This is a genomic window from Corallococcus sp. bb12-1 (assembly GCF_026626765.1).
GTDB classification, from domain to species: Bacteria; Myxococcota; Myxococcia; order Myxococcales; family Myxococcaceae; genus Corallococcus; species Corallococcus terminator.
Genome location: NZ_JAPNJZ010000027.1, coordinates 140,541 through 165,684 on the forward strand (window position 1 = coordinate 140,541; position 25,144 = coordinate 165,684).

At 71.4% G+C, this 25,144-nt stretch carries 17 protein-coding genes; 6 read left to right on the forward strand and 11 right to left on the reverse strand.

All coding sequences use genetic code 11. The features are described from left to right. Positions 1–135: 135 nt before the first annotated feature. A complete protein-coding gene (locus OV208_RS31625; protein WP_420715072.1) occupies positions 136–1,089 on the forward strand; it encodes a zinc metalloprotease HtpX in 954 nt (317 codons plus the stop codon). Here the strand turns inward: OV208_RS31625 and OV208_RS31630 are convergent. Further along, the gene (locus OV208_RS31630) at positions 1,086–1,937 is read right to left on the reverse strand and encodes a 2-oxo acid dehydrogenase subunit E2 (RefSeq protein ID WP_267577658.1); all 852 of its coding nucleotides are present in this window, start codon (positions 1,935–1,937) and stop codon (positions 1,086–1,088) included. The two genes, OV208_RS31625 and OV208_RS31630, sit on opposite strands and share 4 nt — an antisense overlap. Before the next feature lie 227 nt (positions 1,938–2,164). Here OV208_RS31630 and OV208_RS31635 point away from each other — a divergent pair, with 227 nt between their 5' ends. Further along, positions 2,165–3,244, forward strand: coding sequence for a cell envelope biogenesis protein TolA (locus OV208_RS31635; protein WP_267577659.1), 1,080 nt, complete (start codon positions 2,165–2,167; stop codon positions 3,242–3,244). Between the two features lie 65 nt (positions 3,245–3,309). Here OV208_RS31635 and OV208_RS31640 read toward each other — a convergent pair whose 3' ends face one another. The 3 genes from OV208_RS31640 to OV208_RS31650 form a co-directional block, all read right to left on the reverse strand. Further along, positions 3,310–3,801: a serine/threonine protein kinase gene (locus tag OV208_RS31640; RefSeq protein WP_267577660.1), complete on the reverse strand. Its 492-nt coding sequence runs from the start codon at positions 3,799–3,801 to the stop codon at positions 3,310–3,312. Between the two features lie 11 nt (positions 3,802–3,812). After that, the gene (locus OV208_RS31645; RefSeq protein WP_267577661.1) at positions 3,813–4,697 is read right to left on the reverse strand and encodes a DUF2381 family protein; all 885 of its coding nucleotides are present in this window, start codon (positions 4,695–4,697) and stop codon (positions 3,813–3,815) included. Between the two features lie 76 nt (positions 4,698–4,773). Beyond that, positions 4,774–6,288 (reverse strand): hypothetical protein, encoded by a 1,515-nt coding sequence (locus tag OV208_RS31650; protein WP_267577662.1) that lies wholly within the window; start codon positions 6,286–6,288, stop codon positions 4,774–4,776. 135 nt (positions 6,289–6,423) lie between these two features. Between OV208_RS31650 and OV208_RS31655 the strand changes: the two genes are divergently transcribed. Continuing rightward, a complete protein-coding gene (locus tag OV208_RS31655) occupies positions 6,424–7,965 on the forward strand; it encodes a sensor histidine kinase (RefSeq protein ID WP_267577663.1) in 1,542 nt (513 codons plus the stop codon). Then, on the forward strand, positions 7,962–9,272 hold the full coding sequence (locus OV208_RS31660) for a M16 family metallopeptidase (RefSeq protein ID WP_267577664.1): 1,311 nt from the start codon (positions 7,962–7,964) through the stop codon (positions 9,270–9,272). Before OV208_RS31655 ends, OV208_RS31660 begins: the two co-directional genes overlap by 4 nt. Here OV208_RS31660 and OV208_RS31665 read toward each other — a convergent pair. Further along, positions 9,250–10,578 (reverse strand): tetratricopeptide repeat protein, encoded by a 1,329-nt coding sequence (locus OV208_RS31665; RefSeq protein WP_267577665.1) that lies wholly within the window; start codon positions 10,576–10,578, stop codon positions 9,250–9,252. The two genes, OV208_RS31660 and OV208_RS31665, sit on opposite strands and share 23 nt — an antisense overlap. Before the next feature lie 40 nt (positions 10,579–10,618). Between OV208_RS31665 and OV208_RS31670 the strand changes: the two genes are divergently transcribed. After that, positions 10,619–10,963 (forward strand): hypothetical protein, encoded by a 345-nt coding sequence (locus OV208_RS31670; RefSeq protein ID WP_120538891.1) that lies wholly within the window; start codon positions 10,619–10,621, stop codon positions 10,961–10,963. Positions 10,964–10,984: 21 nt separating this feature from the next. Here the strand turns inward: OV208_RS31670 and OV208_RS31675 are convergent, their stop codons facing one another. Continuing rightward, a complete protein-coding gene (locus OV208_RS31675) occupies positions 10,985–11,584 on the reverse strand; it encodes an RNA methyltransferase (protein WP_267577666.1) in 600 nt (199 codons plus the stop codon). An 86-nt stretch (positions 11,585–11,670) separates the two neighbouring features. Continuing rightward, a complete protein-coding gene (locus tag OV208_RS31680; RefSeq protein WP_267578050.1) occupies positions 11,671–12,708 on the reverse strand; it encodes an AraC family transcriptional regulator in 1,038 nt (345 codons plus the stop codon). A 132-nt stretch (positions 12,709–12,840) separates the two neighbouring features. On the opposite strand from OV208_RS31680, the gene OV208_RS31685 reads away from it, so the two are divergent. Next, complete coding sequence (locus OV208_RS31685; RefSeq protein WP_267577667.1) at positions 12,841–14,226, forward strand: cytochrome P450; 1,386 nt, start codon at positions 12,841–12,843, stop codon at positions 14,224–14,226. A gap of 4 nt (positions 14,227–14,230) precedes the next feature. Here the strand turns inward: OV208_RS31685 and OV208_RS31690 are convergent, their stop codons facing one another. The 4 genes from OV208_RS31690 to OV208_RS31705 are packed head-to-tail and all read right to left on the reverse strand — an operon-like array spanning position 14,231 to position 25,138. Beyond that, positions 14,231–15,730 (reverse strand): DUF4388 domain-containing protein, encoded by a 1,500-nt coding sequence (locus tag OV208_RS31690; protein ID WP_267577668.1) that lies wholly within the window; start codon positions 15,728–15,730, stop codon positions 14,231–14,233. A gap of 18 nt (positions 15,731–15,748) precedes the next feature. Next, on the reverse strand, positions 15,749–17,599 hold the full coding sequence (locus OV208_RS31695) for a response regulator (protein WP_267577669.1): 1,851 nt from the start codon (positions 17,597–17,599) through the stop codon (positions 15,749–15,751). A 33-nt stretch (positions 17,600–17,632) separates the two neighbouring features. Continuing rightward, on the reverse strand, positions 17,633–18,484 hold the full coding sequence (gene dapF, locus OV208_RS31700; protein WP_267577670.1) for a diaminopimelate epimerase: 852 nt from the start codon (positions 18,482–18,484) through the stop codon (positions 17,633–17,635). A 24-nt stretch (positions 18,485–18,508) separates the two neighbouring features. After that, positions 18,509–25,138, reverse strand: a complete 6,630-nt coding sequence (locus OV208_RS31705) for a methyltransferase domain-containing protein (RefSeq protein WP_267577671.1) — start codon at positions 25,136–25,138, stop codon at positions 18,509–18,511. Positions 25,139–25,144: the final 6 nt, after the last annotated feature.

Sequence of the window (25,144 nt, forward strand, 5' to 3'; positions counted from 1 at the left end):
GCAGGACGGACGCCGGGGCAGCCCGGCCCCCTCTTCATTGACGCCTCCCCGCGCCTGCTTACGTTTCCTGGGTCCCCAGCGGTTGACCGGGACGAAAGGCACGGAACGAGGACCATGGCGCAGCGTGACCCCCACATGACATCCCGAGGACCGGCCGCACCGGCGCTCAAGGGCGGCGGGTGGCACCGGCTGGGCAACGCCTTGAAGACGACCGTCCTGCTGGCCGGGTTGACGGCGCTGGTGCTCGTCATCGGCCAGCGGCTGGGCGGCGCGCAGGGGCTCGCGATGGCGGGCTTCTTCGCGGTGGTGATGAACTTCGGCTCGTACTGGTTCAGCGACCGCATCGCGCTGGCCATCCACGGCGCGCAGCCGCTCCCCTACGAGCAGGCGCCCTGGCTGCACGAGATGGTGGAGCGCCTGTCCGCCCGCGCGGGCATGCCGAAGCCGAAGGTGTACCTGCTGCCCACCCGGCAGCCCAACGCGTTCGCCACGGGCAGAAACCCCAGCCACGCGGCGGTGGCGGTGACGGCGGGCATCGTGGACATCCTGGACCGGCGCGAGCTGGAAGGGGTGCTGGCGCACGAGATTGGCCACGTGCGCAACCGGGACACGCTCATCGGCACGGTGGCGGCGACGCTCGCGGGCGTCATCAGCTACGCGGCGCAGATGCTCTTCTGGTTCGGCGGCAGCATGCTCAGCCGCGGTGACGACGAAGAGGGCGGCGTGGCCGGCGCGCTGTCCAACCTGGGCCTGCTGCTGGTGGCGCCCATCGCGGCCACGCTGTTGCAACTGGCCGTGAGCCGCTCGCGCGAGTACGGCGCGGACGCCACGGGCGCGGAGCTGTGTGGGGATCCGGATGCGCTGGCGAGCGCCCTTTTGAAGATGGAGAACGCCGCGCAGGCCATGCCCTATGACAGGGCCCCCGCCACGTCGCACCTGTTCATCGTCAACCCGCTGCACCACGGCGGGGTGATGTCGCTGTTCTCCACGCACCCGCCCATTCCGGAGCGCGTGCGCCGGCTGCGCGAGATGAGCGCGCGCCGGGGCGGTGGAGCGCGGGCGCGCGGCGGCTGGGAGTACGCGTACTAGCGGGATGAAGCAGGGGCGCCCGGCGGCGCGTCGAAGAACTCCGCCGGGTGCTCCAGCAGCTCGCGCAGCGTGTTGGCGATGACGCCCGCGTGGTAGCCGTCGATGAAGCGGTGGTCGAAGGACGCGTTGATGCTCATCACGCGGCCGGGCACCACCCTCCCCTCCTCCACCACCGCCACCTCCCGCACCGCGCCGGGCGCGATGAAGATGGGCACGCGGGTGAACGGCGCGAGCGGCAGGTACGCCGTGTCCAGGCCCAGCGTGCCCGCGTCCACCACCACCGCGGAGCCGAACGGATCCTTCGGCAGCCCCAGCCAGTCCGGATCCACGTTCAGCGAGTACGACAGGAACGACATCAGTCCGGTGAAGCGGTGGAGGAGCAACGGAGGAACGCGCTTCAGGAGGCCCCGGCCCTTCTCCAGCGCGGCGTCACGGCCTTCGCGCGCCCGCGCCACCGCGGCGTCCAGTTCCAGCGCGACGGCGTGCAGGCTCTTCTGATCCACGTCCTCGATGCGCGCGGGCGTGAGCCCCGGCCGCTGGGGGTCCGCGTCGGACACCAGCGCGCCCAGGGTGATGTGCTGGCGCAGGTAGATGCGCTGGAAGCGCAGGAGCGCGTTGGCGTCCGGGCAGCGGCGCAGCGCTTCGCCCAGGGCCTTGAGGACCAGGTGCAGGGGGGTGAGACGGACCCCGGTGCGCTGGTGGAGCGCGTCCAGGTACGTGAGCGCCGCGTCCATGCGCACCGTCAGCGTGCCGTAGACGGTGGGGTCGTAGGCGGTCGTCCAGCTCCCGATGGCGAGCTTGCGGAAGCTCGACACGTCCTGCTTCGGCTTCAGCTCCAGGTGCGCCATGGGCTTGCTTGGACTCCCGTGAGGAGGGCTGCGAACCCCCTGTTTACGGATTCGCCGGGGCGGGCGCCAGGACCGGGCCTGGAAAGGGCGGCGCACGGCAGGCGGGGCTTCGAGGCCCGGCCGGCGCGGCTGGAGCCCGGGGGTGTGTCTGCCAGTGAAGCCTTGACGCGCCATGTCCCGGCGGTAGGCTGCCCCGCTTTTTGCATCCTTCTGTGGAGGTTGTTCCCTTGGTCGTTGCTCTCATCCTCGTATCGGTCGGTTTCGCCGTGACGCTCGGCCTGCTCCTCTTCGGAGACAAGGGCGGCGCGTCCGGCGGTACCGCGAACCGTCCGTCGGTCTCATCGTCCTCGTTCCGTGGGGAGCTGGAGTCGGAGACCAAGGCTCGCGCCAAGGCGGAGTCGGAGGTCCAGCGCAAGCAGAAGGAACTGGACGAACAGCGCGCGCAGCTCCAGGAGGTCAAGGAGCAGCTCAAGCAGACGAAGCGCAAGCTCTTCGACCAGAAGGAAGGCGACAAGGGCGCGCAGGACCTGGTGAAGGCCCGCGCCGAAGTGGAGCGCAACGCCAGCATCCAGCTCGCGCAGACGCGCGAGGAGCTGTCGCACGCCCTGACGGAGAACGCCAAGCTGCGCGCCGAGGCCGACCCTCGCGGTGGCAACCGCCGCCGTGAAGCCCCCGCCCCCGTGCAGACCGTGACGTCCACGCCCGCCCCTGTCGCGGCCGCTCCCGCGTCGGCGGACCTCATCGCGGCGCCCGCGAGCGAGCCCGTGGTGAGCGCGGCGGTGTCGGTGCCGTCCACGCCGGTGGCCCCTGCCGAGCCCGTGCGCCGCTACCGCGAGCTGAACGACGCGGACCGCGAGAAGATGGACCGGCTGGAGACGGCGGCGAACAAGGACCGCGCGCGCGCCGTGGAGCTGGAGAAGGAGCTGCGCCGCATCAAGGGCCGCACCGACACCCAGGCCCGCATCCTGGCCGTGACGAAGTCCGAGGCCGACCTGGGCAAGGACAAGTACAAGGCCCTGGAGAAGCGCCTGAACCGCACGCTGCTGGAGCGCGACCTGCTTCGCCGGGCCATCAAGGACCTGGAGAAGAAGACGGGCATGCTCGCCGACCGCACGGAGCTGACGCCGGACGAGGTCGCCGCCAGCGACCAGCGCAGCGACGAGGTTGCACGCGCCCGCGCCGAAGCGGAGGCCCGCGCCGCCGCCCCGGCCACGCCGACCGAGGCCGCTCCCGTGGAGACCGCCGCGCCGGTCGCCTCCACCGAGGGCGAGGCGAAGCCTTCCGAGGCTTCGTCGTCCAACGCCTGAACGAAGTAGCCGCTTGAAGCACCGAGGCCCCGCCTCCCTTCACCGGGACGCGAGGCCTTCGTGTTTCAGCGGAACGAATCCACGATGTCGACCGCTGCGCTCGAGAACTCGAGGATGGCCGTCCCCGGCTTGGAGTCGGGTCGCTTCCGGAGCTGTCCCTTCGACAGCCGCGCCACCGCGCAGATGGAGACCTTGTCGCCGTCGGTCGGATGCGCTTCGTAGTACCGGACGACCGCCTGGGGACCTCCCGTCCAGACACGCCCGTAGAGGCGGGTGCCCGGTTCAAACGGCCCGAGGCTGGTGTTCAACCGACTCTCCACGGGACCGTCATAGAGCGTGATGGGACTGATAGCGTCTTGATTGATGTCGAGTTCGGTCCAGGCGCCATCGCTGACGCGCAGACGGAGGATCCGCATCGTCTGCAGCGCATCTTCGGGGCAGTCCTCGGGCCCCGGAGTTCCATCCGGGCGCACCCCCACGCCCCCTCGGGTCGTGGTGCAGCCCAACGCCAGGGCCAGCACAAGAACGACGGGCGACATCATGCGCGATGGGCTCATGTCGGTTCGATCTACTCCTTGAAGAGGCGCCATTCCAGGACGAGGTAGGCCTGCGACAACCCGTCCGCCCGGAACAGCTCCAGCGCCAGTTGCTCCACGCCCTGGGGCGATTGGAAGACGCTGTCATCCGCGATGACGGCGATCCGGCCCATGGAGCCCGGCGCGATTTCATCCTGTTGCATGCGCAGCGCGAACGGACGTGGCTTCTTCCCTGACACCGTGGACAGTTGGGCCTCCATCAGCTTCCAGGGTCTCTTCGCATCGCGATTGGTGACGTTGAACAGCACCGCCACTTTCGGCACCTTCTTGCTCGTCAGGATTTCGACGACGATGTCCGCACCTTCCTCCTTGAGCCGCCATCGCTGGCCGAGCGCGAAGGGGGTTTGCTTGAGGTCCCCATTGGCCACGAGCGTGGCGAGTGCATGATCCGGAGAGCGTTCCTCCTGGCGCAGTCGCGCGTTCTCTTCCTTCAGTGCTCGCTGCTGTTTGAGCGAATCCATCAGCGTCGAGTACATGGCCTCGTAGCGCTGCCGGTCCTCGTACACGTTCACCTGCTGATCCAGCTCGGCCCTTCGGCCCTGCCCAGGAGGCTTCAGAAGGAACGGGATCTCCCTTCCGTTCGTGAGCGTCACGAGCAGGGGCACGCCCTCGTCCTCCTCCAGGTCCCGAAGCGGTTCCACGACCACCTTGCGGCCACCCACCAGCAGCGGCTCGAACCGGCCCTCCCAGGCCAGCATCCGGGTCTTCGCCGGATCCACGGGGGCCTCGAAGCGCAGGACGGTGGAGACCGCGCCCTTCACGTAGACGCTCGGCGTGAAGTCCTCGGGGTGTTCCGACAGGAGCACCGTGCGGACCACGGGCTCCCGCGCTTCCACCGCCGCGCTCAGCAGGAGCACGGCCAGGGCAAACCGGGCAGGTAGGCAGGTCACCATAGGACCTGGACGCTAACAGCCCGCTCGGAGCGTGCCCACTTCAGTCGCGCGGATGCGGCATCAGCACCAGGGCCTCGATGGGCGCCCGGGGTTCGCCGCTGGTGTCGTCCACGCCTCCCACCACCAGCACCGAACCATCCGCGAGCGCCGTGCACGAAAGCCCCGCGCGCGGCTGCGGCAACAGCGGCAGGCCCAGCACGACGGGCTGACCATCCTTCACCGGAATGATCAACTCCGCCCATGCCGTCGCGCGCGGCGTGCCGGATTCAATCCCCTGCCCGCCCAGCACCACCACCCGACCGTCCGCCAGCGACACCGCGCAGGCATTGCTCCGGGGAAACAACACGGGACCGGTGCTCGCCAGGGCCACGCCCTCCAGGAACTCGGACGACCCCACGGAACGCGCACCCTTCACCGGGTCCACGCCGTCCAGGCCGCCCATCACCAGCGGGCGGGGCACCTCCTCCGTCAGGCCGAGCATCGCCACGGAAGCCCCCACTCGGGGCACTTTGAGCTGGGCCCCTGTCAGCGACGATGGGGAGAAGGTCACCTGATCGAACACAAAGCCCAGGATCCCCGCCTGGAGTCCCGCCTCATTCGCGCCCCCCGCCACCAACAGCGTGCGGCCATCCCGCGTCGCCGTCACCACCGCGTCCACGCGAGGCACCTGCGTGGGCACGTCGAAGAACTGCCCCCGTCCCGCATGGAAGCCTTCCGGAGTGGACACCGCGCGCCCGTCCGCGGAACGTCCGCCCACCAGCAGCACGCGTCCCTCCGCATCCATCGCCACCGAGTGCTGGTAGCGCGCGACCTTCGGATCCAACGTGCTCGCCTCCCCCGCGGCCACGTCCACGACGCGCGCCGTGCGCTGCAACGAGACCTGCTCCAGCGACTCCGCGCCCCCCACGAGCAGCACCTTGCCGTCCGGCAGCAGCGACGCCGTGTGGAAGGCCCGTGCGCCCACGTCCGGCCCGGAGCTGAACATTCCCTCCCTCGGGTCGAACACCTCCGTCGTCCCCGACACCGGCCGCGCCCCATCCCTCCCGAGCCCATGGCCTCCAGCGAGCAGCACCCGTCCGTCCTGCAACAGCGTCGCCGTGTGCCCCGCCCTCGCCTCGCGCGGCACCGCGCACGTGTCGGGGCTCACGGCCTGATTCGCCGGCGCGAACTCCCCCAACCTGCGCAGGAACACCCGCACCGACGTCCCCTGCCCCTCCGCGACGTCGAAGGGCGGCGTCCTGCCCAGCGACCGCAACTGGCCGCCCCGGTCCGGAGCCCCCGCGTACGCCCGCACCTCCAGCACCCGCGCGCTGCCTGGCGGAATCGCCGGGACATCCTCCGCCGTCCACCGCACCGTCGATACCCGATCCCGGGGCGCATCCATCCCGGGCCCGCTGACGCGGAAGCGCAGGTGCGTCACCCCCATCAGGGGCGGCGTGCCGGCACAGGAGGCGGAGACGAGGTCCAGGGAAGGGGTGACCTCCTTCGCGCCACAGCCGGCGGACAGGGCCAGCAGGGTGGCCAGGAGCATGGAACGAACGGGGCGCGGAGACATGCGGCGGACGCTACCAGCCCGCTTCCAGCCTGGAGGGACGAAGTCTGGACGCCCGGCGAGGGCGGAAGCAGGCGGGCCGGCGGGGATTGCGCTGTAATGCGCCCGCCCCAGGACGTATGTCCTGTCCCCTCCCGAATGAAGCTCTCGCTCGCCACCCGCATCTTCCTGGGCTACGCGCTGGTGCTCCTGACGTTCGGGACGGTGTCCCTCTTCAGCGTGGCGGAGCTGCACCGCAACCGGCTGGAGATCCGACTCGTCAGCCAGGGCTACCTCCAGCTCTCCCAGGACGCCGCCGCGCTGGAGACCTTCCAGACCAGCCAGGAGAAGGACACCGAGCGGGTGCTGGAGCAGAACAGCGTGGAGACGCGCCGCGCGCTCATCCGGCTCGCGAGCCTCTACTACTCGCCCCAGATGGCCCAGCGCCTGGAGGCCGCCCGCGCCAAGGCCCGCGAGGTGCTCACCTTCGCCCCCGAGGGGGAGATCCCCTTCGTCATGGAGCTGGACTCCCGCTTCGGAGAGCTGTCGAAGAACTCCCAGGCCTACGGCCACGCGGTGGAGGCCGTGTTCGCCGCGCTCGCATCCGAATCCCCCAGCGGCGACGAGGTGGCACGCGCCACCTCCGAGCTGCGCCAGTTGGAAGCCGCCATCGGCCGCGAGCTGCGCGTGCTGCGCGCCACGCTGGGCAACCGCATCCGCGAGCGCGTGGACGGCGCCGAAGAGCGCGAGCGCCGCACCGGCCTCACCATCATCGCGCTGTCCATCATGGCCATTGGCGTGGGCGTGGGCGTCACCGCGTGGTCCGCTCGCACGCTGCGCCCGGTGCGCACCCTCATCGAGGGCGTGTCGCGCATCGGCAAGGGTGACTACTCCGCCCAGTTGGGCGTGCGCGGCGACGACGAGGTGGCGCTGCTCGCGCGCGAGTTCGACCAGATGGCCCGCTCGCTCCAGGCCCGCGAAGCCCAGCTCAAGTCCCAGGCAGAGGCGCTGATGCGCGCCGAACAACTGGCCGCCGTGGGCCGCATCTCCGCGCAGATCGTCCACGAGGTGCGAAACCCGCTGTCCTCCATCGGCCTCAATGTGGAGCTGCTCCAGGACGCGGTGGCCACCGCCGAGTTCGACTCCGCCGACACCGCCGTGGAGGCACGCGAGCTGCTCTCCGCCGTCACCTCCGAGGTGGACCGCCTCACCGACGTCACCGAACAGTACCTGCGCATGGCCCGCCCCGCCCGGCCGGACCTGGAGCCGGAGGACATCATCGCGGTGCTCGACGGGGTGCTCGACTTCACCCGCGAGGAGCTGGTGCGCGCGGGCGTGGAGGTGGTGCGCGACTTCGCGCCCGGCACGCCCCGGGTGCTCGCGGACCAGGGGCAGCTGCGCCAGGTATTCCTCAACCTCCTGCGCAACAGCCGCGAGGCCATGCCCTCCGGGGGCCGGCTCACGGTGGCCACCCTGCCGCGCGAGGGCGACGTGGAGGTGTCCGTGCGCGACACCGGCAACGGGATGACGGAGGAGGTCCGCCGCCACCTCTTCGAGCCCTTCTTCACCACGAAGGAAGGGGGCACCGGCCTGGGACTGGCGGTGAGCCAACAAATCCTCCAGGCCCACGGGGGCTCGCTCTCCTGCCAGAGTATTCCCGGCCAGGGGACGACCTTCGTGTTAAAACTTCCCTGCGCATGAGCTTTAAACCGTTCCGGGACGTGCTGCCCTCCGGGCTGCGCGTCGTCACCGTCGAGACGCCACACCTGCACACCTCCCTGCTGGCCGTCTACGTGCGGACCGGCAGCCGTCACGAGACGCCCGGAAACAACGGCGTCAGCCACTTCCTGGAGCACCTCTTCTTCCGGGGCAGCGAAGGCTGGCCGGACACCGTGAAGATGAACGCCGCCGTGGAGGAAGTCGGCGGCAACCTCAACGGCGCCACCACCCGCGACCACGGCTACTACTACACGCCGCTGCACCCGTCGCACCTGCGCGTGGGCATGGACGTCATCGGGGACATGCTCACCCGCCCCCGCCTCACCGACATGGAGGTCGAGCGGCAGATCATCCTGGAGGAGATGCTCGACGAGGTGGACGACAAGGGCCGTGACATCGACCTGGACAACCTGTCCAAGCGGCTGCTGTTCCCGGACCACCCGCTGTCCTTGAAGATCGCCGGCACCAGCGACTCCGTGAAGGCCCTCACCCACGACCAGGTGCGCGAACACTTCCTGCGCCACTACGTGGCCGGCAACCTGGTCGTCACCGCCGCGGGCCGCGTGCGCCACTCGGAAGTCATGGCGCTGGCCGAGCGCGCCTTCGCCCACCTGCCCCGAGGCGAGGCCTCCACCGAAGCGCCGCCGCCCCTCATCGGGCCCGGGCCGCACTTCCACTTCGTCACGCACGACGAGTCGCAGACGGAGTTCAAGCTCACCTTCCGCGTCGTGCCGGAGCAGCACGAGGACTACCCCGCGCTCCAGATCCTCCGGCGCCTGCTGGACGACGGCCTGTCGTCGCGGCTGCCGTTCGAAATCGTGGAGAAGCGCGGGCTTGCGTACTCGGTGAGCGCCGGGCTGGACACGTACCACGACACCGGCCTGTTCGAGATTGAAGCGGCCAGCGCCCCGGAGAAGGCGTCGCAGGTGGTGGCCGAGTCGCTGCGCGTGCTCGGCGCGCTGTGCGACGAGGAGGTGGGCGCGGAGGAGCTCAACCGCGCCAAGCGCCGCCACCGCATGCTGCTGGAGTTCTCCCAGGACTCACCGGGCGAATTGGCCGGGTGGTTCGGCGGCACGGAGCTGTTCCGCACGCCGGAGACCTTCAGCCACCGCGCGGACCTGGTGGATCGCCAGACGGCCGCGCAGGTGCGCGACGCGGCCCGGCGCTACTTCACCCGCGAGAACCTGCTGGTGGTCGCCGTGGGCCAGAAGAAGGGCCAGAAGGCGCTGGAGAAGGTGGTCGCGGAAGCCGCGCTGCCTTCGTCCGTCAGCGCCGTCCCCCGCGGATGATGATGGGGCCCGACGAGGCGCCCCGCTTCCTCGGGGTGGCCTTCTCGATGGCCTTACGGATGCGCAGGTACTCGGGGTTCTGCGGCTCGCGCTGCAGGGCCTCGTCGATGAGCTTCTTGCCGCGCGGCAGCTGCGTCTCCAACTGCGCGTAGATGCCCGCGAGCGCGGCCTTCTCCTCCACCGACGCCTCGCCCAGCCCCAGCAGTCGCTCCAGCGTGGCCTGGGCCTCCAGCTTCTTGCCGGCCTTCAAGTACAGCCGCCAGATGCGCGAGAGCGCGGGGCCGAAGGCGGGCTCCGTCTTGAGCGCGAAGCGGTAGCTGTCCTCGGCGGCGCGCACATCCTCCTGGTCCTCCTGCACCCGGCCGCGCACGTACAGCCCGCGGGCCAACCGGGGGCGCAGTTGCAGTGCGCGGTCCACCGACTGCTGCGCGTCCGTGAGGCGGCCCTGGGCCCGGATGATGTCCGCCAGCCACGCGAGCGCTTCGGCGTTGTCCGCGTCGTCCTCCAGCAGCAGCTTGAGGGCGGCCTCGGCCTCCGCCGGGCGGCCCAGCGCCATCAGCACGCGGGCCTTCATGGCCACCACGTCCGTGGTCGCCGCGTCCTCCGGCGACACGGACTGGAGGTCGGCTTCCGCCAGGTCGGAGAAGCCGCTCATCAGGAAATAGCGCGCACGCAGCAGGCGCGCCGCCGTGAAGCTGGGCGAGTGCTGGAGCACGCGGTCCATCAGGTTCGCCGCGAGCAGCTCCTCGCCCTTCATGAGGAGGATCTCCGCCTCCACCGTCTTCGTCGCGGCGTCGTCCGGGTTCTCCCGGAGGGTGCGCTCCAGCGTGGTGAAGGCGTCCTCGGCGTGCCCCTGCCGGGCCTGGAGACGCGCCAGGGCCAGGATGTCGCCGGGCGTCAGCTTGCCCTCGTCCCGCAGGGACACGAGCGTGGAGATGGCCAGGGAGGCCTGCCCCTCGCGCAGGTACAGGTCCGACAGTTGCTTCTGGATGACGGGGTCGCTGCCGGGCAACAGGCCTTCCGCCTGCTTGAGCGTCAGGATGGAGGCGCCCGAGTTGCCGCTCAGCCGGTGGGCCTCCGCCAGGAGCAGCAGCGGCTCCACGCTCTCCGGGGCCGAATTGGAGGCCTTCTGGAGTGCGGCGATGGCGCGGCCGTAGTTGCCCTTGGTGAGCGCCTCGCGGCCTTCGGACAGGGAGGACTGGACCTGGGTGGCCTGCGTCTGGGCGGCTGCCGTCTCCGGGTCCTTGCAGGCAAGCGGAAGGAGCAGGACGAGCGTCCAGGGCCGAGGGAAAAATCGCTGAGGCATCACTGAGCGACAGGGTAGCGGATGTTATCCTCCTCCGTCGATGGACCCCTTCGTGCGCCGCCTCATCGAGAGGCTTCATGACCCCGGCCGTCCGCTGTCGCGAAACCGGCACTTCCACACGTTCGACACCCCCGAGGGTCGCACGGCGCTGAAGGTGTTCCGGCGGCTGCGCAGCCTCCAGCAGGACATCCTCGCCTGTCAGGCGGAAGGCCGCCGGGCCCGCATCTTCCGGCACGTCAATCCGGCTGGAGAGCACCGCATCGAAATCTGGATGGAGCGCGTGGCGGGCCGCCGCGTGTCGATGATCCAGCCCGCGGAGTACGAGCTGCTCCTGCGGCTTCCGGGCATCCGCGACGCCCTGGAAGTGCGCGAGGAAGCCGCCTGAGCTGACGGCGGCCCTGCGCTTTCAGAACACCCAGGGCCCCAGGCCCGTGGGCGCCCCGTCACACGCCGCTCGCAGCCGCGCCTGGGCGTCCTCGTAGGACAGCCGGGCCGCATCCGCCTTCAGCTCCGGGGAGGCCCAGTCCCGCCACGAGCGCAGCACCGCCACATGGTGGCCGTCCTCCTCCTGCGCTTCGGAGAAGTGGACCAGCAGGCGCTCCTCCAGCGCTTCCCGCGCCTTGGTCCAGGGGCCTTCCTTGTCCAGCCGCACCCGCCCGTCCCGCTCCACGGTGGAGAGCAGCGAACGGGCTTCCTGGGACAGGCCCTGGAGCGAGGGCCGGCGGCGCCCGGGCTCCATCGCGACGCGGTAGACGGAGGCCCACAGCGTGGGATCCACGAAGGCCACCTTGCCCTCCACCAGGCGCACGGCGAGCACGTCCGGCGAGGCGCGCAGCTGGCGGCCCAGCCGGTACGCGAGCCGTCCCTTCGCATGTTCGCGCCAGCTACCGGCGGGCCGTCCACCCATGACCTGTTCGACGAGGGACGTGGGCCCGTGGGTGGGCACCTCGGTGATGACGTGGCGCGTGCGCACCAGCTCCTCCGCGTCCCTCAACGTCTTGACCATTCGCGTGTCCCTCTCATGGGCGCGACGGGTGCCTCGCCCATGGGAAAAACATTCCGCGCACGGCACGGATTCCAACGCCGGGCCGCCTACGCGGCTCCGTCCTTCGCACCCTGCTCCTGCTGCCAGTGCCCCGGGGTCGTACCGCTCCAGCGGCGGAACGCGCGGGCGAAGGCGCTGGGGTCGCTGAAGCCCAGGAGGAAGGCGATTTCGAAGTGGGGCAGCAGCCCGTCGCGCAGGAACTGGAAGGCGCGGTCGCGGCGCACGGCGTCCTCCAGGCCCGCGAACGTGACGCCCTCCTCCCGCAGGCGGCGCTGGAGCGTGCGCTCACTCACCGCGAGCCGTGACGCGACATCCGCGGGCACCAGGTCGCCCGTGCGGGGCTGGGCCGCGAGCACCTCCTCCACCTGTTCGCGCCAGGAGCGGGTCTCGTGGATGCCCAGCTGCGCCAGCTCCGCTTCGGCACGTGCGTGGAGCAGGTTGCCCAGTTCGATGTCCGCGTGACGGATGGGGAGCCGCGCGGCGGCCGCGTCCCCTTCCACCAGATAGGCGCTCGCGTCGTATTCGGCGGTGACGCCCAGGAAGTCCTCCACGGCGGCGGAGGCCGCATGGCGGGGGTGCGCGAAGCAGATGCGCGTGGGATTCCAGTCCTCGCCACTGAGCAGCCGGGCGCTGGACACCAGCGTCACCAGCAGCCCCTCCGGCGGGTGCTGGAGGCGCGGGGCCCAGGCATCGAGCGGATCCAGGTGCAGCTCCACGCGCAGCGCGCGGTCCGTCTGGAGCACGCGCCACTTCGTGCGCGGGTCGAGCAGCGCGTTGATGCGGCAGTAGCGCTGGAGGGAGGTGCCCAAGTCCGGGCTGTTGACGAGCACATAGCCGACGAGCCCCACGTGCGTGGGCTCCACGGCCTGCGCGAGCCGAACGGCCAGGGCCTCCGTGCCGCCCACCTGGACGAGCAGGGTCCAGAGGCGTTCCAGTGCCGTGTAGGGCACCCGCACGTCCGGCCGCGCCAGCCGGTCCTCCTCCTCGCCCACGGTTTCCAGCAGGAGCGCGCGCGGGATTCCCAGTGACTCACCGACGTGGAACAGCGGGCGGAAGAGGGAGGACAGGAGCGCCTGGGGACGCATCACCCGCCAGCATGGCCCAGCCGACTCGGGACTCGCAATGCGCCTTGGCGCCCGGGGACAACGCGTTGGCGTCCGGAGACCATGCGCTCGGGCCGGCGGGGCGCGATACCTCCCGGCAGGAGGAGTCACCCGATGACCACCGCCGCCGCCCCCGCTGCCCGCATTCCCACCGGCCCCCGGGGCCACCTGCTGATGGGCGTACTGCCCCAGGTACGCCGCGACGTCCTGGGCTTCCTGACGGCCATCCATCGCGAGTACGGGGACGTGGTGAGCTACCGTCTGGGCCCCATCAAGTCGCACCTCATCGCCCACCCGGACGGGGTGCGTCACGTGTTGCAGGACCACGTGAAGAACTACACGAAGGACCACCTCTCATACCGGATGGGGAAGTGGATCACCGGCAATGGACTCCTGACGAGCCAGGGGGACTTCTGGCTCCGGCAGCGGCGGCTGGCGCAGCCCGCGTTCCACCGGCAGCGCATCGCCGGCATGGCGGCGCGGATGATCCAGTCCACGGAGGCGATGCTCCAGCGCTGGGAGGCCTCCGCCGCGCAGGGCACGCCGGTGGGCATCACGGAGGAGATGATGCGGCTGTCGCTGGGCATCGTTGGCGAGGCGCTCTTCGGCACGTCCGTGGAGGAGCAGACGGCGCGGGTGGGCGCGGCCTTCAACGAGCTGAGCCGGCAGATCGCTGACCGCTTCCGGTCCTTCAACATGCTGCCGCCCGTGCTTCCCACCCGGAACGACCGGGCCTTCCGCGCGGCGCGCACCACGCTGAAGGAGACGGTGCAGGGCATCATCGCCACGCGCAGACAGCGCCCCGAGGACACCGGCGACCTGCTCTCCATGTTGATGGCCGCGCGCGACGAGGACACGGGCACGGGCATGACGGACGCGCAGTTGGGGGACGAGGTGCTGACGATGCTCCTCGCGGGCCACGAGACGACGGCCACGACGCTGAGCTGGGTCTTTGGTCTGCTGGCGAAACACCCGGAGGTCGAGGCCCGACTGCACGCGGAGGTGGATGCGGTCCTCGCGGGCCGTGCTCCCACGGTGGAGGACGTGCCGAAGCTTGGTTACACGCGGCAGGTGGTGGAGGAGGCGATGCGGCTGTACCCGGCGGCGGTCATCTTCAGCCGCACCGTGATGGAGGACGACGTCATCTGCGGCTTCAAGATTCCGAAGGGCAGCGCGGTGGACGTGAGCCCCTACGTCACGCATCGACATCCGGACTTCTGGGAGGAGCCGGACCTCTTCCGACCGGAGCGCTTCGCCCCGGAGGCCGCCGCGAAACGGCACCGCTTCGCCTGGTTCCCGTTCAGCGGCGGGCCACGCCAGTGCATCGGCAACAGCTTCGCGATGATGGAGTCACAGCTCGTGCTCGCCACCGTCGCGCAGCGCTACCGGCTGCGCGAGGCGCCCGGATTCACGTTGCAGCCGGAGTCGCACCTGTCGCTGCGGCCCTTCGGCGGGCTGCCCATGCATCTGGAGCGGCGGAGCCCCGTGGCCCGTTCCTGAGGATTCAGGGAGGCACGACGGCCGCGCGCTGTACCTGGGACACTCCAGGCAGCGTGGGCGCGGGATTGAGCGCCTGGAGGAGCATGGCTCTCAGGGCCTGAGTGAGGTCCTCGCCCGGAGCGATCGCTCCAGCGGGCGCGCCCAGCAGCGGCGAGGGAATCTCCGTGCCCACCACCACGATGGGGATGCGGACCTCCCACGCCAGATAGTGCGCCAGCTTCACCGCAGGCTCCGAGGAGTCCATCAACAACGCCCCAATGGCGCCCGCGCTGAACGGACGCCACAGTGGACGCGCGGCCTCGGCGGGCGGGAGCACGCAGAAGTCCACGTTCAACACGTCACTGAGCTCCAGCCGCCCCAGCGTCCCGAAACCGCTCTTCACCGCCGTCGGATCCGCTGACAGCGCCTCAAGCCCTGGCACCCTCGCCAGGATGCGCCGCGCCGCGGATGAACCGCTGCCGCACACGAACACCTTCGCCGTGGCCACCCGCGCCGGGGCCCTCGTGCGCAACAGGCGGCCTCGCAGCGCGTGCACCTCCGCCGCGCCGATGAGGTCGCCCGCGCCCAGGTTCTGGCCTTCGCTCTCCGTCGGCCGCGCCACGCCCTTCTGGAGCAGCGTGGACAGCACGCCCAGCACCTCCATGTCCGTGGCGGGCGCCAGGTCCAGCACCTCGCCCAGGGCACGCGGCTGGCGCAGCAGCTCCATCACCTGAGCCGTCACCGGGTGCTGCGCTTCGGACAGGTCCACCTCCGGCGCCAGCATCAGCCGGGTGTGGCGCGGCGGCAGGTTCGGCAACAACCGATTCACTTCATCCGACTGCCGCATGCCTTCCAGCAGCGCGTCGTCCATCGCGCGGTTGATGCGCGGCCGGGCCGAGTTCATGCCGGGCGTGAACGTGAAGTTGCCCTCCGTCCACGACAGCAGCCGGAACAGCGCCTTCTCCCCTTCCACCCTTCCCAGTCGCGCATTCACCGTGCGCCCGTCGGAGACGGTGATCTCCCCGCGCTCCGAACCGCGCTCCAGCGACAGCCGGCCGTTGCGCTTGTTCATGCCGAGAATCTGCATGAGGTCCGGGATGCTGAGCTGGCTGAGCGACCCTTCGATTTCCTGCTGCTCGCTCTTGAGGTCCTTGGCCGCTTCGTTGCGCCGGAAGATGTGCTCGATGCGGCTGAGCACCTCGTCCAGATTGAAGGGCTTGCGCAGCATGCCGTCGCGCGGGCCCCGCGCCCGGTCCGTGTCCATGCTGGACGTGGTGAGCACCACCGGGATGTCTTCGGTGCGCGGGTTGGTGCGGAGAATCTGCACGAACGTGCGCGCATCCAGCAGCCGGCACGCCTCGTCAAAGAGCGTCAGGTCCGGGTGCCGGAGCACCGCGACCTCCAGCGCCCGCGAGCCGTCCGGCGCGTAGTGCACCTGATAGCCCTTGGTCCTGAGCGCACGCGACAGCGCGCGCACGGAGTCGAGGTCGGGGTCGGCGATGAGGATCTTCCGCACCTGTGCCACGGTCAGGGCTCCACTTCGTCAGTAGGGCTGCAGGTCGTATTCGGCCTGGAGCTTGGAGATGAGCCCGTCCACCACCGCGGTGTCCGAGGTGTGGAACCCCCACGTCGCGCCCCGTCCGCGCCGCTGGATGAGCGCGTACGACGCACTCTCCGACAGCCAGAGGATGAACTCGTGGCGCGCCACCCGTTCGTCGCCCTCCAGGAACACCGGCGTGAGCGCCGGATGCGACTCCAGGTCCACGCGCCGGCCCAGCAGGTAGATGCGCGAGGACAGGTCCGGCGGCGCCTGCTCCAGACCCACCGCCAACGGCAGGTCCGCGCGAATCTCCGGCCCTCCCACGTAGAGCAGTCCGCGAGAGCCGGGGTCGCGCACCAGCTCCCGGGCGATCTCCACCTGGAGTTCGTCGAAGAGCACGTCCGCCACCTTGCCCCGACGGCTGGGCTCCGCGCGGTCGTCGGTGGGCAGTCGCGGGCTGTTGGGCGTGCCCAGCAGCAGGTCCACTTCGTCCCAGAACGGCAGCCCGTCCAGCATCAGCCGGCGCTGGAGCGACGCGCGGCGCTCGTCCATCCGGCGGCGGCAGCGGTGCACCAGCTCGTCGAAGTCCTCGCCGTCCTTGGGGAACGTACTCGCACCGCCCACCAGCGCCAGGGGCAGGCGCTGCTCCACGTCCTGCACCTCTGGCTCGTCTCGCACCGCCGCCACGGCGCGGCGCACGAACATCATCGCGCCGAAGAAGTCCGTCTCCGGCAGCAGGAGGTAGAACTCCTGGTCGCTCGCCTTCGCGATGACGTCCGAGTCGCGGATGATTTTACTGAGCGCCTTGATGATGCCACGCACCGCCTTCTTCGCCTCGGACGCACCCAGCCGCACGCGCACCAGCGGCAGGTTGTCGATGCTGAAGGTCAGCAGTGAGAACGTGCGCCCGTACCGCCGCGCCTTGTAGATCTCCTTGGACGCGTAGTCGGTGAAGTAGCTCAGGTTGTACGCGGCCGTGTCGCGGTCGCGCAGGCCCAGGCGCTGGAGCGCGAGCAGCTTGCGGCCGTTCTTCACGCCCACCGCGGCGAAGTCCGCCAGCACCTTCGCGTCGCGCGTGTGCTCCGCGCGGAAGTCGCCGGTGAGCGGATCCGACAACTGCGCCAAGCCCATCACCTCGCCCGCGGCCACCAGCGGAACGTAGAGCACCGTGGAGCGCTCGTCGCGCGCAAGCCACGGCAGCGCCTCCCGCAGCCGCAGGGACAGCGGCCCCTCCGGGCTCATCTTCTCCGGCAGGAACTGCTTGTCGAGCAGCCCCCGGTACGAGCGCAGCCCCAGGTCTCCCCGGTCGTCCACCACCCACAGCGCGGCGCTCTGCGCGTCACACACCGAACCCAGGTCCGCGAGGACGCGCTCCTGGAGCCACTCCAGATCCGGATGGGACAGCAGCTCCAGGCACCGCTGCTGGAGGTTGTGGAAGCGTGCGAACTCCAGGTTTTCATCCTGGAGCCGCGAGCGTTCGTGCCGCAGTTGGGCGCGCTCCATGGCGCGGTCCACCGCGAGCAGCAGGTCCGCCTCTTCAATCGGCTTGGTGAGGCAGTCCGCCACGCCCAGGCGCAGCGCGACCTCCGAGCCCTGCACGTCAGTGCGGTGGCTGACGAGGATGACCTCCTGCTCCGGGTCGCGTTCCCGCAGGCGGGACGTGAGCGCGAAGCCGTCCACGCCGGGCATCACCACGTCGGTGAGGACCAGGTCGAACGTGGCCCGGGCCACCTCCTCCAGCGCGAGGGTGGCGTTCTCCACGGAGACCACGCGGTGCCCGCGCTGCGACAGCAGGTCCGTGGCGAGTTGTCGGAAGAACAGGTCGTCGTCGACGACGAGGATGGGACCAGCCACGGCGCTCGGGGGAGAAGGGAGGAAAAGCGAAGGTTATCGGGCCCTTGGAAGGGCTACAACGCCTTCGAAGACGAAGGCGACCGGACCGCGCAGTCGGATGTCGGACAGGTCGTCCGGAACGCGGATGCGCAAATCCCCGCCCGGCAGGGTGACGCGCATCCAGGCATTGCCCGGCAAGCGCTTCGCCAGCACCGCCGCCACCGCGGAGGCGCATGCGCCCGTGCCACAGGCCTGGGTGAGGCCGCAGCCCCGCTCCCAGACGACGACGGTGAGCCCGTCCTCGTCCACGCGCACGAACTCCACGTTGGTGCGGTCCGGGAAGGCCGGGTGCAGCTCCAGGCCAGGCCCCAGGCGCTCGGCGTCCTCCAGGGGTTGATCCAGGAGGACCAGGTGCGGGTTGCCCATGTTCACGGCGGTGCCAATCAGCTCCGGGTGTCCGGGCACGGGAGAAGCCACGAAGGGCTGCCCCGTCGTCCCCGAGGGCAGGTTCGCGGCCACCAGTCGCGCCGGGCCCATGGAGATGTCCACGCCCACCACACCGCCGTCGCCGTAGCCGGGCTCGCAGGTGAGCACGCCCGCCCCCGTCTCCACGTCAAGCAGCGCGGGGTGTTCTCCGGAGTGATCCACCAGATACTTCACCGCACAGCGCAGGCCGTTGCCGCACATCTCCGCGATGCTGCCGTCGACGTTGTGGACGACCATGCGCGCCATTCCCCGGGTGGAGGGGAGGATGGCCAGCACGCCGTCCGCGCCAATGCCCCGGCGCCGGTCGCACAGCCAGCGGGACTGCTCCGGGGTGATGTCCACGCCCGTGCGACGGCGGTCCAGGACGACGAAGTCGTTGCCCAGGCCGTGGTACTTGAAGATGCGTTCGCTTGCGTCCACGGGACCAAGTCTAGACGGCCGCCCTTATTCGCGCTCGCCGACCTTCTTGGATGAGGGCGGAAGGTCCAGCGCGGGCATGGACCGACGCGAGGACGTGGGAGCGGCGGGCCCGCTGGAGCGGCGCAGCTCGGCCAGCTCCGCCTCCCGGGCGGCCAACTGGTCCTGCATGGTCTCCACGTGGGCCTGAAGGACCTCCATCTCAGCGGCCATCTCCAGCACGGCCTCCGGGGGCTGGCCGGACGAGGAGGCCTTCGACTCCTCCAGCGCCTGGACCAGCGTCTCGCGCTCCGTCTCCAGGGCTTCCAGCCGGGCCTGCTGCTCGCGGATCCGCGTGGTGAGCTGGTCGCGTTCGGCGCGCTCGGCGTCCAGGATGCGCGCGGCATCCGCGGACGCGGTCTCCAGCGACGTGGCGCGGCCCTCCAGGCGGACGCGGGCGGACCGGGCCACGGTCAGGTCCGACTGGAGGCGTTCGCGCTCGGAAGCCATGGCGGTGCGTTCGGTGTCGGCGCGGCGGGCCTGGGCTTCGGCGGCGGTGGCGGCCTGGGTGAGGGAGGCCACGCGGCCCTCCAGCGCAGCCTGTTCGGTGCGCGCGTCCGCGAGCGCGGTGGAGAGCCGGGTCTCCAGGGCGGAGAGGGCTTCGCGCGTCTGTTCGGCGGCCTGCGCGAGGCGGGCCTCCAGTTCGGACTGATTCGTCGCGGCACGGGCCAGCGCTTCCGCGAGCCGCGACTCGTGGTCCGCCCTTCCCTGCTCGGCCTGCGTGGAGAGGGCCGCGAGCCTGGCTTCCAGCTCCGCCCGTTCGGCCGCCGCCTGGGCGGTGACTTCCGCGAGGCGCGCTTCGATGGTGGCCTTCTCCGTCCCTGCCTGCGCGGTGAGTTCGGAGAGGCGCACCTCCAGGTCCGCCTTGTCGGTGCCCGCGTTCGCCAGGGCCTCGGCGAGCCGCACTTCCAGCTCCGCCCTGTCGGAGCCCGCGCTTGCGAGGCGGGCTTCCAGGTCGGCCTTCTCCTGCTCAACGCGAGCGGTGAGGTCCGCGAGCCGGGCCTCGAACGATGCCTGTTCGCCCTCGGTGCGCGCGGCGACGGCGGCGAGCGCTTCCTCCAGTTGGGCCTTCTCGGTGCTCGCGAGCGACAACGCCTCCGCGAGCCGGGCCTCCAGCGCATCCTGTGCCGCACGAGCCTGGGCCGCGACTTCGGCGAGCTGGGCTTCGCGTTCCTCGGCGTCCCGGGCGAGCTGCTGCTCCAGGGTGGACGCGCGCGCGTTCTCGCTCCGGGCGGTCTCCGTGAAACGGGCCGCTTCGGCGCGGGCGGTCTCCAGTTCGGCGCGCAGGGCTTCGAGGGCGGTCCGCTCCGCTTCGAGCGACGACTCCAGGTTCGTGGCCTTGCCGGCGAAGCGCCGCGCGGTCTCCAACTGCACCACGAGCAGCTCCGCGTGTTCGCGCGTGGCGGCGAGTCGATCACTCGCGTCCGTCAGCTCCGCTTCCAGCCGGCCGACCTGTTGTCCCCGCTCGTGCAGCGCGGCGTGGGCGCGTTGCAGCTCGGAGCCCAGGCGCATCAGTTCCTGGTGCGCGGCGCCCAACTGAGCGGTATCCGCGCGCAGGGTGGCCAGTTCCTGTTCCTTCAGCGCGAGCTGTTCGCGCACCTCGTCCAGGTCCTGCTGCTGACGCTCGGCCCGGGAGAGCGCGCCTTCCATCTGCGCTTCCATGGACACGCGCAGGGCCCCGGCCTCGCGCAGCTCCTGCTCACGCGTGGACAGGGACTGCATGAGGCGCGTCGCCCGTGCTTCGGCCTCGCGCGCCACTTCCTGCGACTGGGCGCCCTCCTCGAACCGGGCCTCCGCGCTCTTCCGAGCGGCCTCCGCCTGCGCGAGCGAGTCCTCCAACGCCCCCAGGTTCGCGGTCTCCGCGGCGAGCCGGAACTCCACTTCCGTCAGCGACGCTTCCAGTTCGGTGCGTCGCGCGGTCTCGGAGGCAGCGCGCTTCTCCGCCGCCGCCAGCGCCTGCTCCAACGTGGAGAGTCGCGCGACCTCGGAGGCATACCGCGTCTCCGCTTCCGCCAGCGCCTGCTCCAACGTGGTGAGACGCGCGGCCTCGGAGCCCTGATGGGCTTCGGCGTTCTTCAGCGACGCTTCCAGTTCGGCGCGACGCGCGGCCTCCTCGGAACCGCGTGCTTCGGCGGCCTGCAACGACGCTTCCAGCTCGGCGCGACGCGCGGCCTCAACGGACTGACGGGCTTCGGCCTCCGTGAGCGCCTGCTCCAGGGAGGTGACCCGCGCGGACTCGGCGACATGCCGGGCCTGGGCCTCCGCGAGCGACTGCTCCACCGACGCGAGCCGCGTGGTCTCGGAGACAAGCCGGGCCTCCGAGTCCGCGAGGGCCTGCTGCAGCGTGGGCAGGCGCGCGGCTTCGGCGGCGTATCGGGACTCGGCGTCCGACAGCGACGCTTCCAGTTCTGCGCGCCGCGCGCTCTCGGAGACAAGCCGGGACTCGGCCTCCGACAGGGCTGCATCGCGGGACTGAGCCGCGGCACGCTCCTGCGTGAGCGTCTGCTCCGCTTCGGACAGGCGCTCCTGCTGCGCCGTGGACTCCCCGCGCAGGGTCTCCAGCTCCGCGCGAAGCGCGGCCAGGGCCGCTTGGGCCTCCACGAGCGCGGCTTCGTCCTTCGCGCGCGACTCGCGTTCGCGGGCCTCCTGCGTGCGGGCGTCGTCCAGCGAGGACAGCGCCTCGACTTCGGACCGTCGCGCCTCGGTGAGTTCCGCGCGCAGCTCCCGCAGCGAAACGTCCTGGGCCGCCTGCGCCTGCTTCGCGTCCGCCAGCGCGGCGCGGGCCTCCGCCAGGGCCTGTGCGCTCGCCTGGGATTCTTCCGAGGCGGTCGCCAGGGCCTTCTCGTGCGACTGGCGCAGGTCCAGCAGCGCGGCTTCGTTCGCGCGCTGCGCCTCGGTGAAAGCGGCCTGGACCTCCGTCAGCGTCTGACGCGTGTGCTCGAACGCGTCCTCGGTGGACAGCCGCGCGGCGCGGGTCGTCGCCAGCTCCGCTTCCAGTTCACTCCGGGCTTCGAGCGTCGAGGCCAGCGACGCCTCGACACGGGTCAGCACGGCGCGCTCCTCATCGAGCGAGGACTGGACCGAGGCGAGGGTCGCCCCGGCCTTCGTCCGCAGGGACCGTTCTTCATCGAGCGCCGTCGCGGACTCTTCCTTGAGGCGGGCGAGCGAATCCTCCAGGCGGACCCGCTGCGCGCGCTCCTCCTCCAGGACCGTGCGAGCAACGCCCAGCGCGGCATCCAGCCGGAGCCGGTCCGCTTCCAGCGCGCTCTGGGCCTCGGACCACGAGGACTCCGATCCTTCCAGCCGCGTGCGAAGGGCGCGCTCGGCGTCCAGTGACTCCTGCACGCTCGCGAGGGCCACCTGCGCGCGGGCCTGCTGTTCGCGCTCCGACAGCAACTGCGTCTGGGTGTCGGCGAGCGCCGCTTCCCAACGGGCGCCCCGCTCCTGTTCGGCGGTCAGCGACTCCTGGACCTGCGCCAGCGCCTGCCGCGTGGAGCCCAGCGCCGTCTCCACCTCTTGCCGCTGGGCGCGCTCCGCCACGAGCGACTGTTCCACCGCGTCCAGCTTCACCTGCGTGGCGTCGAGCGAAGCCTGCATCGAGGCCCGGGCCTGCTGCTCCCGCGTCAGGTCCTCCTGGATCAACTTCGACAGGGCTTCCGCGTCGGTCAGCTCCTGACGCGCGGTCCGGAGGGTGGCCTCCAGTTCCGCGTTGCGGCCCAAGGTCTCCTCACGGGCCTGGTTCGATTCCGCGAGCCGGGCCCCGTGCTCCCACACTTCGCGAGCCAGCGCGTCGCGGGCTTCGGAGAGGGCCAGTTGCAGCGTCCCGCATTCGGAGCGAGCCGCCTGGAGTTCCTGAGCAGCACGCGCCTCCGCTTCGGCAAGGGTGCGCTCCGCTTCGGCACGCGCCACCTGGAGCCCCTGCGCGAGCCGGGCCTCCGCCTCGGCCCGGACGCCCGAGAGCACCTGCTCCGTCTGGCCACTCGATTCGGCGAGGGCCTCCTCGAGCACCCGGGCCACCCGCGCATCCGCATCGGCGCGGGCCGCGACCAGCGCCTGGGCCGCGCGCGTCTCCGCGTCATCAAGAGCACGAGCCTGTCGGGCCTCCGCGTCCGCGAGGGCACGGGCTTCCGCTTCCGCCAGCGCCTGGGCCTGCCGGGCCTCCAACTCCGCACGCACTTCCGCGAGCGCACGGGCCTGCTGCGCCTCCGCGTCCGCGAGCACCTGGGCCACGCGGGCCTCAAGAGCGCGAACCTGGGCCTCCGCCTCCGCACGCGCTTCCACGAGGGCACGGACCGCGCGGCCTTCCGCCTCCTCCAGAGCCCGGGCCTGCTGGACCTCCGCCTCCGCGCGCGCTTCAGCGAGGGCACGGGCCGCGCGGGCCTCGGCCTCCTCGATCTTCAGCCCCTCCAGGATCTCCGCGTCGGCAAGCGCCCGAGCCGACTCCGCCTCCACCTCCGCGCGAGCCTCGGCCAGGGCCTGCTTCCACCGCGCCTCGGCGTCGACGAGCGCCGCATGCCGCTCGGCCTCCGTCTCGCTCAGCGCCCGCGTCCGCCGGGCCTCGGCTTCCTCCAGCGCCCGCGCCAGCCGAGCCTCCGCGTCGGACAGGGCCTCTGCGAGCACGCGCTGGCGCTCTGCCTCCGCCTCCGCCAACGCACGCTCGACGGCCGCCGCTTCCTCCGCCCGGGCCCGCGCGAGGGCCTCCGTCAGCTCCGACTCCGCGGCCTCCCGAGCCTCCGCCAGCGCACGTTCCTGCCGTCCATCCGCGTCCGAGTGCGCGGCGGCGAGCGCGTTCGTCACCCGCTCATTGGCCTCGGCGCGGGCCTCCGCCAGCGACTCCTCCAACCGCGCCTGTGCCTGGGCCCGCTCGGCGTCGATGGCCTGCACGAGCGCGGCCTCCACCCGGACGCGCTCCGTCTCCGCCGCCGCCAGCCGCTGCCCCGCCACATGCTGCGCGGACTCGACGCGCTTCTGCTCCGCCTCCAACGCCGCCAGCCGCTGCTCCGCCGCGTGAAGCGACTCCTCCAGCCGGGCCGCCAGCGCACGCGCCGCAGCCTCGCCCTGCGCCTGTCCTTCCAGGTCGCGTCGCAACCGGGCTTCCGACTCGCGCGCGGAAGTGAGCTCCGTCTCCAGCCCCCGCAGCACCGCCTCGCGCTCCGACAGCCGGGCCTCGGACTCCTTGCGAGCCCCATCGGCGGAGTGCATCCGCTGCTGGGCATCCGAGAGCTCCCGCCGCGCCCGAGCCAGCTCCGCTTCCTTCACCGGCACCGAGTCGCCCGCCGCCCGTGCCTGGTCCTGCGCACGCGCCAGCTCCGACTTCAGGTGCTCCACCGCCGCCAGCGCCGTGGAGTACTGCTCCGCGATGCGCAGCTCCCGCTCGCGCGCCGCCTCCGCCTGCCGACGCCGGTCCTCGGCCCCGTCCTGAGCGCGCTCCGCCGCCAGCCGGTCGCGCTCCCGGTCGATGCGCAGCGACCCCAGCTCGTCCTGGAGGGTGCGCAGCTCCGTATACGCCTGCGTCAGCCGCTCGCGAGCCTCATCCAATGAGGCCGCCGTCTCCTCGCGCCGCGCCCGCTCCAGCCGCAAGGTCTCCTGCGCCGCCAGCGCCTGCACGCCCGCGTCCGCCTGCGCACGCTGCGCGCCCTCCACCTCCAGCCGCTGCGCCGTCAGTCGCCGGTCCGCATCCGCGATGCGCTCGGTCGCGACCTGCAACTCCAGCTCGCGCCGCCGAAGCCGACTGCTCAGGTCGTCCCGCTCGCGAGCGGACTCCACCGTGCCCCGAGCCGTCTCCAACTGCGCGGTCAGCCGCGCCATGTCCTGCCGCGCGCCCTCCAGCGCAGGCTTGAGCGCGATGACCTCCGCCTCCCGGTCGCCCACCTCCGCGCGCAGCTTGGACACCGCGTCCTTCAGCCGTCCCGCCCGCTCCTCCCACGTCTTCGCCCGGACGGCGATCTCATCCAGCTTGCCGCGCGTGAAGGCCAGCGGCTCTGGCGGCAGTTGCACCCACGTGGGGTCCACCACCCGCGCCGGCTCCAGGCCCGCCATCACCACGAAGTACGCCGCCTCGCTGTGCCGCACGAGCGAGCCGTCCACCTGCAACCCATCCCCGTGCTCGAACGCGAGCTGGTAGCCCAGCACCGGCGACTGCGTGGCCACCTCCACATGGGGGAAGTGCGCCTTGAGCGCATCCAGGAGCTGCCCGTACATGGGCGGCACGTCCTCTTCCGGCTCCATCAACTGCGGCAGCGCCAGGCCCGCGATGTTGCGCAGGCCGCCCACCAGGAACCCCTGCCGCGCCACCAGCCGCGCCAGCTCCGCCAAGAGCTCCGGCGCGCGCACGTAGGGCGCCAGGTCCGTCACCAGCACCAGGTCGAAGCTCGCCGGCTCCAGGTCGTCGTAGATGTTCGCGCGGAATCGGAGCTGCGGGTGCGCATGGGCCTTCTGCGCCGCCTCCACCGCCGCCACGTCCGCGTCGCACGCGACCACCGTGCGAGCCCCACGCTCCACCAGGAAACGCGCGCTCTCGCCCCCGGTGGAGGCCACGGCGTCGACCTCCAGCACGCGACGGCGCGCGAACAGGCTCTCCGCGAAGATGTAGCGGGGCAGCAGCTCGCTGGGCCCCATCCGACG

What these genes read in the sequence shown, in the direction of transcription:
- OV208_RS31655 (WP_267577663.1), top strand. Translation starts at nt 6,424, where the DNA reads ATGAAGCTCTCGCTCGCCACCCGCATCTTCCTGGGCTACGCGCTGGTG.
- OV208_RS31650 (WP_267577662.1), bottom strand. Translation starts at nt 6,288, where the DNA reads ATGTCTCCGCGCCCCGTTCGTTCCATGCTCCTGGCCACCCTGCTGGCC.
- OV208_RS31665 (WP_267577665.1), bottom strand. Translation starts at nt 10,578, where the DNA reads ATGCCTCAGCGATTTTTCCCTCGGCCCTGGACGCTCGTCCTGCTCCTT.
- OV208_RS31675 (WP_267577666.1), bottom strand. Translation starts at nt 11,584, where the DNA reads ATGGTCAAGACGTTGAGGGACGCGGAGGAGCTGGTGCGCACGCGCCAC.
- OV208_RS31640 (WP_267577660.1), bottom strand. Translation starts at nt 3,801, where the DNA reads ATGAGCCCATCGCGCATGATGTCGCCCGTCGTTCTTGTGCTGGCCCTG.
- OV208_RS31705 (WP_267577671.1), bottom strand. Translation starts at nt 25,138, where the DNA reads ATGGGGCCCAGCGAGCTGCTGCCCCGCTACATCTTCGCGGAGAGCCTG.
- OV208_RS31680 (WP_267578050.1), bottom strand. Translation starts at nt 12,708, where the DNA reads ATGCGTCCCCAGGCGCTCCTGTCCTCCCTCTTCCGCCCGCTGTTCCAC.
- OV208_RS31670 (WP_120538891.1), top strand. Translation starts at nt 10,619, where the DNA reads ATGGACCCCTTCGTGCGCCGCCTCATCGAGAGGCTTCATGACCCCGGC.
- OV208_RS31660 (WP_267577664.1), top strand. Translation starts at nt 7,962, where the DNA reads ATGAGCTTTAAACCGTTCCGGGACGTGCTGCCCTCCGGGCTGCGCGTC.
- OV208_RS31685 (WP_267577667.1), top strand. Translation starts at nt 12,841, where the DNA reads ATGACCACCGCCGCCGCCCCCGCTGCCCGCATTCCCACCGGCCCCCGG.
- OV208_RS31625 (WP_420715072.1), top strand. Translation starts at nt 136, where the DNA reads ATGACATCCCGAGGACCGGCCGCACCGGCGCTCAAGGGCGGCGGGTGG.
- OV208_RS31630 (WP_267577658.1), bottom strand. Translation starts at nt 1,937, where the DNA reads ATGGCGCACCTGGAGCTGAAGCCGAAGCAGGACGTGTCGAGCTTCCGC.